This is a genomic window from Ruegeria sp. BB10 (assembly GCF_056535725.1).
Window position 1 is genome coordinate 76,736 of the sequence record NZ_JBQFIW010000002.1, and the last position, 12,812, is coordinate 89,547.

The following is a 12,812-nucleotide window of genomic DNA, read 5'->3' on the forward strand; positions in this document are numbered from 1 at the left end:
CCTAATCAGGAAAGAGTCGCGGATTTCGGAGGGGGCGGGGGACGCGCCTTTCTGGCCGGGCCAGCCGTAGGTTTTCCTTTCTGGGTTTTGATTTGGCGGCAGCGATTGCCTTTGCGCCTTTTCCCATGATTTTTATCTTCCTTGGCTAACCGTCCGCTATCGGGAGGCTGCAATGCTGTAACGTCAAAATCGACGAATGTTCGGAACGGGCCGCAATTCAATCCAACTGTTTCTTGAATCTCAGAGTTGCCGCCAACAATCCGAATACTGCAAACCCGATCATCCAGAGAATCCCCCATCGCAACTCATAAAGCGAAGCATCTCGCAGGACCACGCCGCGGATCATGTCCATAAAATGCGTGGCCGGCAGGACTTGTGCGATGGTTTGGACAGGTCGCGGCATGCCGTCGAAGGGGAACATGAACCCGGACATCAGGATCGAGGGCAGCAGGACAAAAATGGTCATCTGCATCGATTGAAGCTGGTTCTGTGCAAGTGTTGAAATGACCAACCCTAGCGACAGGCTGGCAATGATAAAAAGCAGTGTCACAACAAGAAGAACGCCCAACCCACCATTGATCGGGACATCGAACAACACGTGCCCGATGCCAAGGATGATTGCGACCTGCAGCAGTCCCAGGAAGATATAGGGTATGATCTTGCCAATCATCAGCTCGATGGACTTGATCGGTGTGTTGATCAACATCTCCATATTTCCCCGCTCGCGCTCACGGACGATAGCGGCCGAGGTGAACAGGATCATTGTCATGGTCAGGATAACCCCAACCAAACCGGGTACGATGTTCACCGCCGACCGCTGTTCGGGGTTGAAGTAGAGCGTGACTTCAAACGTAGGTACCTGTCGGTTGGGCGGTTGCTTGAGCAACTCGGTCAGTGGCATCGTGCGCAGGGACTTGATCGCGCTGGCGACCATCGTGTCCGAGCCGTCCACGATCCAATGGGCAACAGGCCGACTGCTGGTCTGGTTGGTTGCGTCGGGCAATCCCAATCCGACGGAAGGGCTTCGGGCAAGGCGGTGGCTCACATCCTGAGGAATAATTAAAGCGGCGCGTACGCGAGATTCGGTGATCGCGCGTTCGGCCTCTTGCGGGCTGGTCAACTCCTCGGTGATTGTTACGACCTGCGTGGCCTGAACAATCTGCGCCAGCGTGCGCGACAGTTCAGTTCGGGATTGATCCACCAGTGCGACGGGCACGTGACGCAGATTTGTGTTTATCGCATAGCCGAACAGCAGCAGTTGGATCAGTGGTATCATGACAACCATGGCAAAGGTCATTCGATCTCGCCTCAGCTGAAGCAGCTCTTTCTTCAAAACGGCTGTGATACGACGCGGCGAGATCATTGTTCCGGCCCCCGCGTTGCGCTGACAAAGACGTCTTCAAGGTTTGGACGTTGAGACGTCAGGGACAGGTCCGCAAACGCATCAAGCCGGGCGCGTAGCATATCAACTGGCCGAGGTTCGGACTTGTCGACCAGCACGCGCAGCCGCGAGCCGACCTGAGCCGTTGAGAGTATTTTGGATTTGCCATCCAGCTCGTGCTTGACTTTTCTCAGGTCCGGCCCTTCCACCTCTACAACATCGGCGTCCAGATCATCCATCAATTGACGGGGTGACCCATCCGCCTTTTTTACGCCGTGCTGCAGTATCGCCAGCCTGTGACAACGCTCTGCCTCGTCCATGAAATGGGTCGACACAATCATCGTCGCACCCTGATCGACCAGATCGAACAGCTGCTCCCAGAACGTGCGGCGGGTTTCGGGATCAACGGCCGACGTTGGTTCGTCGAGAAACAGAAGTTTTGGCTGGTGCATGACGGTTGCCGCCAGCGCCAGTTTCTGCCGTTGTCCGCCGCTCATGCTGCCGCTTAGCTGATGCACGTTCGTTGTCAGGTCATAGGTGTGCAGCAACTCGTCAATCCGGTCCGCGGCTGATTTAGCCGGAATGCCGTAAATTTCAGCCGCGAACCGCAGATTCTCAAGAACGGTCAAATCGCGGTAATACGAGAAGATCTGCGTCATATACCCAATCTCGTTCTTCAACGGTTCCGCCGCTTCGGGCATGGACTGCCCCAGAACCGAGATCGTTCCGCTGCTAGGGGTCAGCAAGCCGGTCAACATGCGCATGGTAGTGGTCTTGCCACAGCCATTGGGGCCAAGAAACCCGTAGATCTGGCCCGTTCTGATCTCAAGGTCCAGATTGCTGACCGCTGTGTTTTCCCCAAACCGGCGGGTCAGGCCTTTCGTCGATACAACGATGTCGCTCATGGTAAGGGAACCTGCACAGGCATTCCGGCGGGTAAGTCCGGCGATGCGGTTGGCAGGTCAATTTCGGCGAGATAGACAAGCCGCGTACGGTCATCCTTGTTCAGTCCGTAATATGGCGTGAACGACGCATCGTCGCTGATCCAGCGGATCACGCCGTCCAATGGATCGGAGAGTCCGTCAATGCGCACTCTCAGTTTATCGCCGGGCTTTAGTTTGACGCGATGCGGTTCGGGCACATAGACACGCGCATAGGGTGTTTGACCGGTGACCATAACGGCAACCGGGCTGCCGGATGTTACCCGCTCGCCCAGATTCCAAGGCAGTGAATCCAGTACACCATCGCGGGTCGCAACAACTGTCAGGTCATCCAACACGGTCTGCTCGGCAGCAACCGTGGCTTCTGCTGCACGTACGTTGGCCTCGGCGACAGCAATATCTTCGGGACGGGTGCCGTTTTGCAGCTCTTTCAAAGATTCCTGAGCGCTGGCCAACTCGGCACGCGCAGAATCGCGTAAGGCCAGATCATTTGCCACCTGTGCTTCGGTGACGACCGAGTTTTCGACCAGTCTGGCGTTTCTTTCATAGATGGCTTCGGCGTCAACCAGTCGCGCAACAGCACCTGCGACCTTGGCTTCGGCAATTGCAATCTCTTCTTCCCGCGGTCCGACTTGTAGCTTCAACAGCGTGGCCTGCGCCTTTTGAAGCTCGGCCTGTGCCAGGCTGAGCTTGGCAGTCTGTAATGTTGGATCGAGTTGAACCAGAATATCTCCTGCTTTGACGACAGTTCCTTCGGCGATCGGTAAATCGACAACGATTTCACTGGCCGTGGCAGTCAAAGCCACCCGGTCGCGGGCCAGTACGCCCAGGGCCACGCTCGTGTCTGAACCAGAGCACCGATCCAGAACGGCGGGCAAAACGGCGACCAATATCAGGGGTATGGGAATCGTCAAATTCAGCAAGGCTACCTTCCGGTTTCTGGCCGCTATGCAGGTGGGCCGGTTATTGAATCATACAATCAGGAAATTCGATTTGTATATATTGTCCTGCAGCAGCGTCACTCAAGCAGGCACCCCAGCCAATCTTCGAGGTTTTGGATGTTCTGGCGGCAGCATTCGACTTCATTCGGGCCAATGACACCGCTGGGCGTGGCGTGAGCAACGTATCTAAAGCTCACTTTGTCCCGCGTACTGTGTGTTTATACGCATCGATATTTTGCGCACGCAGCGAACGGCGGGTTTTATGGCTGCGACTGCAACACCACGGCATTAGGTTGAATGTCGACTCTGAGCCGAACCCAGTCCCTTTTATCAATTGATTTGAGCGGCGCCTTTCAAGGCCTCAACAACCTGGGTCGGAGGGCACCCGAAGTGAAAGCTAACCATGGCAGGCGTTTCGGAAACGAGGGCGCAAGCTTGTCGGTGTCAAAGGTTTCTGCCTCAGTATCTGAAGTGTTTGTGGGAATCTCCAAACCGAGCCGCTGATAAAACGGCAAAACGAGTGAACGCGCCTGTTCGTCGAGCACAGGATCAAAGGTTGGAGCCTCATGTAGAAAGAAATTGAGGTTGAACGGTTTATCGGTCGCCGCCTTCATCTCAGATATTCTTTGCTCCAGTTCGTTGATCGACATTTCGGCACACCCCAGCCAACCCAGCCCGCCAGCATTGCTTACGGCCGACGCCAGAGGGACCAGCGGTTTTTGAAGGATCATCGGGGCCTGAACGATTGGATATTCGATACCAAGAAGTTCGGTGACTCTCGACTCAGTCTGCATACGGATTTCCTCTGTTTACAGATGAGTATCATGGAGTGGACTTTATCGAAGCGCTTTTCAGTGGCACTATGATTTCGAGAAATCCCGTTTTTCTCTCGCCAGTTGAATATGTTGCGCCGCTTTGACGTCGACTCCCAGCCTAGTTAAATGAGCCGAGTGTGCCTTATGTCATAGGCGCGCAAATATCTGCCGCTTTTAGCCGGAACCTTCAAACCTGCAGGTTGATTTCAGTTTCGATTCCGGAGTCCGTTTCAACAAAAAACATCGAAACGCTTTCAGCTTGTTCGTCTGAAAGGCGTCGGTAAAGGCTATCGCGTTTGTTTTCGGGCTCATCGGCCACATAGAATTGCGTTGTGAGCAGTTCGGTATCGCCATCAAGGACTTTACGTGGATATGGGGCGTACGGCCCGGATACTTACCGGGCTTGATCGTGCGGAAACTGTAGCGGCCATCCTCGTCAGTGAGGTCATGACCAAAACCTGAAAGCCCCGATCATAGACCACATTGCGGCCGTCTCCGGATGGAGGTATTTTCCGTTGAGATCGCATTGCCAGATTTCAATCCTGTGTCCTGACCGAGGCGCGCCATTTCTGTCGGTGATGCGACCCTCAGCGTGATCACTTCACCGCCGGCTTCTTCCACGCGCCCCATGATTTTGACCAGATCGTTGTCCACATCCGGCATCCGCATGGATGGCGTTGGATAGAATGGCCCTTCGGCGGCGCGAGGCGTCATTTCTGCTGCGTCAGCCCGGCGCAAAAGAAGACCCTCCGGCTACAGCGGCAAATCCGGTCAAAGGTTGCGACGCGTGGATTTACTGGCTTTCATGTCTGGCTCCTCTCGGACTAATTCAGTCAGTATTCGGCCACCTGCCTTATCAGAACATACTGTTCCCGTGGGCGAAGTCCTCGGCAGCCGGAATCTCTTGTACGATATCCCAATGCTCCACGATCTTGCCTTCGTCATCGTGACGCACAATCTCGATCACCGCATTGCCCCAATCGGCATATTCTACCAGCGCCATGGTCAGATCACCGTCAGAGATTGTCTGATGCACAGTAACATTGCCAAGTGTGCCGTCACTATCCTGGAAAAGCCAAAGATGGGTTCGGTTCCATTCGGGACCCTCGGGTTATGCTGCATATACTCCGCACCAAAGAGTCGCTTCAGAGTTTCGATGTCCCCGGCGATCCCGCGGTCAAAGAACTCGACCGCGTTCATTGTATTGCGCGCTAGATTCATGTTTGAGACGTATTTGTCTACATCTCCGCCACCGTCGATCATGGAATTACCGTTGGCAGTTTCGGATTGGGGAACTTCGGTTTGAGACGTATCCCAATGTTCGATGATCTGGCCGTCCTCAAAACGGAAGATGTCTCCAACGATGGCGGTCTCTTCGCCAATACTTACGTGCCTGAACGCCGACGAGATCTCCCTGCGCCAGAACACGCGCAATTTCACGCTGCGGTTTCATGCCGTTTTCTTTCATCCAGATCACGCTTGCCCGGATACCTTCACGCCCATCGGCGATGGACGGTGAATGCTGAATGTAGCGCGGATGAAAAAGCTCATCGATCAATTCAACGTTCTGAGCATCAAACATCTCTGTCAGAGCCGCAGGGCAACCGCCTTGTTCTCTTCCTCGCCCGCAAAGGCAGGAACGCTCATCACAAGCAACGTTGCTGATATTGCAATTAGATTTTTCATGAGTTTCCTCCTAAGCAGCCAGATGGGGGACAACCGTCGGCGTTTTGTAGAAATCCGACAGACCGATGATTTCAGTTGTTTCGGCATGGAGAAGCACGGTCAGCTCGCCTTACGTTAAAACCTTCAATTGTTGCAGAAAACCTAGTGACCACATAACGTCACCTAAAGGGACAGTTTGTGGAATGACTGTCAGTTAAAAGGTGACAATTGAAAAACGTGAATTTCAACAGGATTGGCTACTTTGTCGCCGTGGTAGACGCGGGTACGATCACCGGCGCAGCAAAAGCGTTGAGTATTAGTAAAGCCGTTGTCAGCAAGCAAATTCTGACCCTGGAAGAAGAACTGGGCACGGCCCTTTTGCATCGCAACACGCGCCACATGCACCAACAGATGCGGGACTGCGGTTTTACGAGCAAGCCAAGGCAGCGCTAAACCAAGCCGAAGAAGCTTATGCAGAGGTCCAGTCTGGTAAAGCGATCCCGGAGGGCATTTTCGAATAACAGCGCCAGTTGATTACGGCACGCTGCATCTCGCTCCGCTATTGGCGCAGTTTGTTCAGGATAACTCAGGTGTCACGATTGATCTTCACCTCAGCGATGATCGACTTGACCCGGTTGTACACCACTTTGACCTGGGCTTCCGTGTCGGATGGCCGAGTGACTCGTCAAATCAAATGCGCAAAGTCGGGACGTTCGAGGAATGGGTGGTTGCGTCACCCGGATTGGCTCAAAGTGCCACAGAGCCAAATGACCTTGCCGGACTTTCTTTCGTTGCTAACGCCGCGCTCAAAAATGCGACCAAGTGGCGGTTTTCGAAAGGTAGCAAGGTTCAGGACATTACCGTCATCTCGTCTTTCAAACTCAACACATCCCCAGCGATAAGCAGAGCCATCGCCGCTGGCGCGTGTTTCTCGATATTGCCGAATTTTCTTGTCTATGACGATGTGGCCGCGGGCCGACTGGTCCGCCTCCTGCCGGATTGGTCGCTCCGCTCAGGCGGCATCTATGCTTTGACGCCCCAACAAAGCACAAGCCACTCGCAATACGGACCATCATTGAAGTGATTGCGACTTATCATCAGGCAGGACTTGGTCAAACCTCCGGATAAGTGTCCCCAGTGGTTGCAGACCTAGAGGTGATTGCCTTTAACAGCAGGTTTAGTTGAGTAATCCGCGTGTTCGCGTGCCCATTTTTTTGCAATTGCGGTGAATGCTGGTCTGGAGAAGCCGCACCGCAGCGTTGGAGACAGCGATAAATGTCTCTTATGGGCCGCGAACGCCTAGCTGTTGCTATCTATTGAAGACTAGCGGGGTTGTTTCGGAAGGAGGTGCGCACGGCTTTGAGATATTCGCGGCGCAGCAAGGTTGTAACAGTGCCCGTCTCACCGTCACCTATTCGTCGACCATCGACTTCGGGCACCGGCTGAACATAGCTGGAAGCGCCAGTGGCAAAAGCTTCATCCGCCCTGAAGACGTCGTCTAGCGTATAGGTGGCATCGACCACTTTCAGCCCCAGGTCGTCGGCAACGCGTAGCATGGTCTGGCGGGTGATCCCTGGCAGAATATCACGGCTGAGGGGGCGGGCGTAGATGCAGCCATTTCTTACGATGAAAAACGACATTGCCCCGCATTCTGTCACTGTGCCGTCGGGCGCAATCATAAGCGCCTCATCCGCACCGGCCTTGCGGGCAATTTCTTTCGCCAGAACCTGACCTAACAAGTTGCTGGTCTTGATATCTCGTCGTGCCCAGCGAATATCCGGTGCGCTGGCGAGTCGCAGAGGTTGCGGCGGATCGGCGGCCAGCCCCCCGTGCAGCGGCTGGGTGAAGGCAAAAACGTTGGGTGACAGGCCGCCGGGGTAAAGATAATCGCGATCATGCGCGCCACGGGTGACGTGCAGATAGAGAAACGCTTCCTCCACCCCGTTGCGCGCAATCAGCCCCATCAGCCCGTCATATAACGCACCCTCGCTCATCGGTGGCCGCATTTCCAACTCGGCCAACGACCGGTTCAGACGCTGCATATGGTAATGGAAATCGATGATCTGCCCGTCCAGAATGCCAAAGCCTTCATATACAGCGTCAGCAAACAGCAGGCCCCGATCAAAGATTGGCAATTGCGCTTTTTCCTCGGGCATATATGTCCCGTTCAGCCAGACTGTTCTGCTCATGTTTTTTCCCGTTATTGTTTGTGGTTGTTCAGGAAGCGACCTGCGCGCGTGTGGGTCTGGTGCCTCTGAGAAAGGGTGACCTGCCCGTTTACAAAAACGTAATGAATGCCTTTGGCGGGCTGCTCTGGAGCGTCGAAAACAGCCAGATCCGAGATTGTCTCTGCATCAAACAGTACAAGGTCGGCCTTTTTCCCGACTGCAATTTCTCCGCGATTGGTCAGGCCGAACTTTGCTGCGGTCAGGCCGGTCATCTTGTGCACTGCCTGTGCCAGCGAGAACAATTTCAGATCCCGGGTGTAATGCCCTAAGACCCGTGGAAACGTGCCCCAAAGCCGAGGATGCGGTTTTTCAGTGCCAGGCAGCCCGTCCGATCCGATCATCGACGCCGGGTGTTGTAGGATCCGCTGTACATCCTCTTCGTCCATGTCGAAATAGATAGCGCCAGCGGGTTTCAACTTTGTACAGGCTTCTTCCCGCGACACGCCCCATTCTGCAGCAATGTCATCAAGCATCCGCCCTCCAACCTCCGGGTGCGGGGCGGACCAGATGACAATCACGTCTTTAGCGGCATCAATGAATCGCTCCATCAGAGCAGAAGACGAGGCGGTATAGGGGTAGACATCCATGGCGACCTCTGCTTTCGCGCGGGCTGCGTCAATCATGGCGAGCGTCGTTTTGCTTTTACCGAAGTTGCGAAAACCTGCGCATTTGTGGTGCGACAGGATCAGAGGAACATCGGCGCGTTGTCCAGTGGACAGGGCTTCTTTGATGGCTTCGATCACGCCGTCACCTTCATCCCGAACATGGGTTGTGTAAACGGTGTTCGGGTGGTGACGTAGCACCCGTGCCAACATCACAACTTCTTCCATCGGGGCCGCCAGCGCGGCGGGGTAGTCCAGCCCGCTGGACAGCCCCGCCGCGCCCTCAGTCAGTGCCTTATCGAGCAGTTCCGCCATTCGGTTGATTTCTACACTCGTTGCAGCGCGCGCCAAGTCCGGCCCCATCACGGTAGCACGTAGTGCCGAATGTCCGGCCAGCAGTCGCACATTGATGGCAGGGGCCTCATCGTTAATCGCATATCGATACTCTGTGACGGATTCAAAGCTGAATTTCTGTATCTCCGGGGTGACATTGAACGGGTCAGGCAGACCTTCCTGTACCCGGAACGGAGCGGCGCTGATCCCGCAATTCCCAGCCACAACAGTGGTAACACCCTGTGTCACCTTGAACGGCATATCCGGGGTGCGTAGAAGCGCCCAGTCGTCATGAGTATGTGCGTCAATGAAACCTGGGGCGAGGCACAGGCCTGTCGAGTCAATTTCCGCCTGCGCACGAATACCGTCCAGTGGCCCGACACCGACAATTTCGTCTCCTGATACTGCCACATCTGCATTGCGGATGGGGCCACCGGTACCGTCAATTACCGAGGCATTGCGGATCAGAAGGTCACATTCTTCCAACGTAGTTTTTCGAGTACTTCCTGGCATGGCGACCCGTCCCAGTTTTCCCAAGACTATTGCCAATCGCGCCGCAAAGGTGGTTTCAAATGTACGTTTTCTGGTCGCAAATGAGCAAATACCTCTGACAATACACCATCCAACCTCGACAATTTTTGAGAGGTTGCAAGTGGTTCTGGTTCTGATCCAAGGATTTACTATAGCCAATCCGACGTTGCACTGGGTCTGGTTGCGAAGAATACGATCGACAAGCTGTGGTAAGATTCCTCTATGTTTTGGCGCATGACTAAAGCGGTACTTATCCTTCCGGGTACAGCACTGATCTACATCCCGATTTTGATCCAATGTTTCAGCGACCAATGGCCATTTGGTGTAAGTGTGGGAACGCGTCTGCATTGGGCTGTGGCAGCGATGTTGGCTGTCCCCGCGCTTGCCTTGGCCGCGAACACGATGAAACTGTTTGTTCTTGAGGGATACGGAACTCCTGCACCGTGGGATCCACCTCAAAGATTTGTGGTCAGTGGACCTTACCGCTATGTGCGCAACCCCATGCTTTCATCGGTTATTCTAATGATACTGGCGGAAGCAGTGGCAATGAGCAGCCCATTTCTGTTGGGTTGGGCGATAGTGTTCTTTCTCCTCAACACACTTTACTTCAAATTCGTAGAGGAGCCGGGGCTGGAACGACGCTTTGGCGAGGACTACCTGCGGTACAAGGCGAAGGTGCCGCGATGGGTTCCCATGTTTCGGCCGTATGAGCCCTCAGGCGCGAACGACAATTGAATAGCAGGCTTTCCCGCGACGTGTGAGTTTGCTTATGACTTGATTTCGCTGTTTCCGCGAATGACTGCAACGATGAGCCGCACCGCGGCATCACGACACCTGAGCGCGTGCCCGCTTTGGGCCGATGTAGTCATCCTAGTCAGATAGGCCGCCATTGATGGGAGTGTGTCCGTCGAAAGACAGATGACGAGTCTTTTCTGGATTACGCACGACGTAGATCGCTGTGATCATCCCACTTTCTATCTCCAACGACGTGGTTTGCAAAATGTCCCCCGTTTCGTGGCTGAGGATCGAAGGCAGATTGTTCAGGTGGCAGAATTGCCATTGCTGGGCAGGTTGATCAGTGTATTTACGCGCCAGTCCAGACAATAACCGCATCACTTTGTCTCGGCCCAAAATCGGGTTGAGTGTCGCCAATACTTTGCCGCCGCCATCCGAAACAAATCTTACGTCTTGCGCAAGTAATTTGGCGAGAACGTCAGTGTCGCCGCTTTTGGCGGCCATGAAAAATGCCTTCGCGATGGCTTCGCCTTGTTGCGGCTCAACCTGCGTTCGAGGTTTGTTGCGCTGCACATGTTTCCGAGCTCGGCTAACAAGCTGGCGGCAGGATTCAGGTGTGCGTTCCAATGCCTGTGCCAATTCGTCATATGATTGCTCGAATACATCGTGGAGCAGAAAGGCTGCCCGCTCGAGAGGTGTCAGCCGCTCCAGCGCCAGTAGGAGTGCCACCGAGACGTCACGATCCAGTCGCTCGGTGGCATCATCTGTGATCAGTGGTTCCGGCAACCATTCACCGGGATATGTTTCGCGTCGAGTATGCGCGGCCCGCATGTGATCCAAACATAACCGCGTGACCGTTCGGATCAGAAACCCAGTCGCGTCCCGCACGCTAGCATGATCAACCTTCTGCCAACGCAAAAATGCATCCTGTACTACATCCTCTGCGTCACTAACAGTGCCCAGCATTCGATAGGCGACCGCGAACAAGCGCGGTCGCAGATCGACAAATGTTTGGTCGTTTTCGAGTGAAGTTATATGACTCATTCGACCGTGGCCTCCTTGGCGGCAGGATGTGGCGTTGCAAACCCAATAGCAATGCGGTTCCAGGCGTTGATCGTTGTCACTACCAGCGTCAGGGCGATTTTTTCCTGATCTGAAAACTGAGCGGCCATCTCATCATAGGTGTGATCCGGTGCACCATTCTGCTCGATGCGGGTCAGCGTTTCAGCCCAGGCAAGAGCGGCGCGTTCACGCTCGGAATAAAGAGACGACTCTCGCCACGCATTCAGCAAGTGAAGCCTGTCTTCACTCTCGTCCTGCGCACGCGCGTCATGGGTGTGCATATGAATGCAGAAAGCGCAGCCATTGATCTGCGACACGCGCAATTTTACTAATTCGATGAGACTGTGCTCAAGGCCCGCTGTTTTGAGGCATTCCTCCATGTCGAGCATTGGCTGCATCAGTTGCGGGGCAACGGCGAAATGGTTGAGACGGGATTGCATGAGGTGCTCCTGTATTTGGGTGTATAGAAACAGGACGCGGCAGGCGTGGAGTTTGTGACATGGGTGCGCAACAAATCAGTTTGTATTGCGTGGCAAGGACAGCTGAATCTCAATCGAGTTGCGCAATTTTCACCAGCATTTCGCGAAAGTTTTCTCGAGAGGTTACGCAGGCCGACGAGATCAACCAACAAGGCCGGCAAGTGCAGAGGGAACCGCATGGAAGAGGTAGCAAGTATCGAGACAACTTCAAACTGCTAGGCCAACTAGGCAAATTCCGACCGTTTGGAGACACAAAGTCAGCTTGATATCGGCAGTTGGAGATCCTGTGGCTGACTGTTGAGCGCCGTCAGCAAGACAGCGCTCTGTTCATCAGACGGGAAGAACAATTCAATTTTTAGATCGTCAAGTGTTTCGTCGGCTACAGTGCTGAACTGCGCTATCGTTCCGAACATCGAAAGGCGATGTCCGGCAAATCGATAGACCGTGGGAATGGATGGTCCCACTATTGCGTCACTTGGTGCATGCGCGTGCGCCGCCAGTTCTCTTATCGCAACCTCCAAATCAGGTATGCCACCTGCCGCTGCACTTTCCGCGCGAAGGCGAAGCATAGTGTAATGCGCCACTTCAGGCCAGTTTTCAACAACCTGTGCCATCGTAGGGCCAGTCAGCAATTCGAGGAGGCTATTTCCTGCAGCCAATCCGAGAGGTGCAAACAGCACCGCAGCGGGACCGTTTAATTCTACAACCCGCCAAAGACGATCAAGCACCAGACCCGGGTAGGGGGCATGTCTTTCCAACGTCCATGTGACAGCGTTCCGAATGGGTTCCATCGCCGCATTGTCAAGCGGCGTCGCCGTATATCTCGGCGCGAAACCGACGGCCTGCATCATCTGATTCCTGGCGTCAACGGGTACTTCCATAACCTCTGAAAGATGAACGATCATCTCAGGGCTGGGTCGGGAACGTCCGGTCTCCAGAAACGATATGTGTCGAGCACTGACGTCGGCTTCAACAGCTAGATCGAGCTGGCTCATCCGACGGCGCTTGCGCCATTCCTTCAATAGAACTGAGTAAGAAGTCATAAGGTAATCTTACACAATCAATTGTCAGAGATCACTTACCTCTGAGGTAATTGCTT

At 54.4% G+C, this 12,812-nt stretch carries 16 protein-coding genes and 1 pseudogene; 4 read left to right on the top strand and 13 right to left on the bottom strand.

Annotated features, from left to right (window positions below; all coding sequences use genetic code 11):
* Nucleotides 1-217: 217 nt before the first annotated feature.
* The 8 genes from ACR3EP_RS19380 to ACR3EP_RS19415 form a co-directional block, all read right to left on the bottom strand.
* Nucleotides 218-1,363 carry an ABC transporter permease gene (locus tag ACR3EP_RS19380; protein ID WP_170351261.1) on the bottom strand — a complete coding sequence of 382 codons (1,146 nt, stop codon included), beginning with the start codon at nt 1,361-1,363 and terminating at the stop codon, nt 218-220.
* Nucleotides 1,360-2,286: an ABC transporter ATP-binding protein gene (locus ACR3EP_RS19385; RefSeq protein WP_480639099.1), complete on the bottom strand. Its 927-nt coding sequence runs from the start codon at nt 2,284-2,286 to the stop codon at nt 1,360-1,362. The genes ACR3EP_RS19380 and ACR3EP_RS19385 overlap by 4 nt, the downstream gene beginning before the upstream one ends.
* On the bottom strand, nt 2,283-3,245 hold the full coding sequence (locus ACR3EP_RS19390; protein ID WP_480639100.1) for an HlyD family secretion protein: 963 nt from the start codon (nt 3,243-3,245) through the stop codon (nt 2,283-2,285). The genes ACR3EP_RS19385 and ACR3EP_RS19390 overlap by 4 nt, the downstream gene beginning before the upstream one ends.
* A 371-nt stretch (nt 3,246-3,616) precedes the next feature.
* Nucleotides 3,617-4,057 carry a nitronate monooxygenase gene (locus ACR3EP_RS19395; protein ID WP_480639101.1) on the bottom strand — a complete coding sequence of 147 codons (441 nt, stop codon included), beginning with the start codon at nt 4,055-4,057 and terminating at the stop codon, nt 3,617-3,619.
* Between the two features lie 492 nt (nt 4,058-4,549).
* Nucleotides 4,550-4,732 (bottom strand): hypothetical protein, encoded by a 183-nt coding sequence (locus tag ACR3EP_RS19400; protein WP_480639102.1) that lies wholly within the window; start codon nt 4,730-4,732, stop codon nt 4,550-4,552.
* A gap of 202 nt (nt 4,733-4,934) precedes the next feature.
* Nucleotides 4,935-5,114 (bottom strand): hypothetical protein, encoded by a 180-nt coding sequence (locus tag ACR3EP_RS19405; protein ID WP_480639103.1) that lies wholly within the window; start codon nt 5,112-5,114, stop codon nt 4,935-4,937.
* Nucleotides 5,084-5,518 carry a hypothetical protein gene (locus ACR3EP_RS19410; RefSeq protein WP_480639224.1) on the bottom strand — a complete coding sequence of 145 codons (435 nt, stop codon included), beginning with the start codon at nt 5,516-5,518 and terminating at the stop codon, nt 5,084-5,086. Before ACR3EP_RS19410 ends, ACR3EP_RS19405 begins: the two co-directional genes overlap by 31 nt.
* Complete coding sequence (locus ACR3EP_RS19415) at nt 5,418-5,660, bottom strand: nuclear transport factor 2 family protein (RefSeq protein WP_480639104.1); 243 nt, start codon at nt 5,658-5,660, stop codon at nt 5,418-5,420. Before ACR3EP_RS19415 ends, ACR3EP_RS19410 begins: the two co-directional genes overlap by 101 nt.
* Here ACR3EP_RS19415 and ACR3EP_RS19420 point away from each other — a divergent pair.
* The 3 genes and pseudogenes from ACR3EP_RS19420 to ACR3EP_RS19430 form a co-directional block, all read left to right on the top strand.
* A complete protein-coding gene (locus ACR3EP_RS19420) occupies nt 5,598-5,882 on the top strand; it encodes a hypothetical protein (protein WP_480639225.1) in 285 nt (94 codons plus the stop codon). The genes ACR3EP_RS19415 and ACR3EP_RS19420 overlap by 63 nt on opposite strands.
* Nucleotides 5,883-5,980: 98 nt before the next feature.
* Nucleotides 5,981-6,196: a LysR family transcriptional regulator gene (locus ACR3EP_RS19425; protein WP_480639219.1), complete on the top strand. Its 216-nt coding sequence runs from the start codon at nt 5,981-5,983 to the stop codon at nt 6,194-6,196.
* A gap of 58 nt (nt 6,197-6,254) precedes the next feature.
* Nucleotides 6,255-6,827: pseudogene (locus tag ACR3EP_RS19430) on the top strand (substrate binding domain-containing protein); the annotation flags it as partial.
* Nucleotides 6,828-7,056: 229 nt separating this feature from the next.
* Here the strand turns inward: ACR3EP_RS19430 and ACR3EP_RS19435 are convergent.
* Nucleotides 7,057-7,932: an aminotransferase class IV gene (locus ACR3EP_RS19435; protein WP_480639105.1), complete on the bottom strand. Its 876-nt coding sequence runs from the start codon at nt 7,930-7,932 to the stop codon at nt 7,057-7,059.
* 11 nt (nt 7,933-7,943) lie between these two features.
* On the bottom strand, nt 7,944-9,419 hold the full coding sequence (locus ACR3EP_RS19440) for an N-acyl-D-amino-acid deacylase family protein (RefSeq protein WP_480639106.1): 1,476 nt from the start codon (nt 9,417-9,419) through the stop codon (nt 7,944-7,946).
* 252 nt (nt 9,420-9,671) lie between these two features.
* On the opposite strand from ACR3EP_RS19440, the gene ACR3EP_RS19445 reads away from it, so the two are divergent.
* Entirely contained in the window at nt 9,672-10,172 is a 501-nt protein-coding gene (locus ACR3EP_RS19445) for a methyltransferase family protein (RefSeq protein ID WP_480639107.1), read from the top strand.
* A gap of 135 nt (nt 10,173-10,307) precedes the next feature.
* Here ACR3EP_RS19445 and ACR3EP_RS19450 read toward each other — a convergent pair whose 3' ends face one another.
* The 3 genes from ACR3EP_RS19450 to ACR3EP_RS19460 form a co-directional block, all read right to left on the bottom strand.
* Entirely contained in the window at nt 10,308-11,216 is a 909-nt protein-coding gene (locus ACR3EP_RS19450) for a sigma-70 family RNA polymerase sigma factor (protein WP_170506120.1), read from the bottom strand.
* The gene (locus tag ACR3EP_RS19455; protein ID WP_170506123.1) at nt 11,213-11,674 is read right to left on the bottom strand and encodes a carboxymuconolactone decarboxylase family protein; all 462 of its coding nucleotides are present in this window, start codon (nt 11,672-11,674) and stop codon (nt 11,213-11,215) included. The genes ACR3EP_RS19450 and ACR3EP_RS19455 overlap by 4 nt, the downstream gene beginning before the upstream one ends.
* Before the next feature lie 296 nt (nt 11,675-11,970).
* Entirely contained in the window at nt 11,971-12,756 is a 786-nt protein-coding gene (locus ACR3EP_RS19460) for a helix-turn-helix domain-containing protein (protein ID WP_480639108.1), read from the bottom strand.
* Nucleotides 12,757-12,812: the final 56 nt, after the last annotated feature.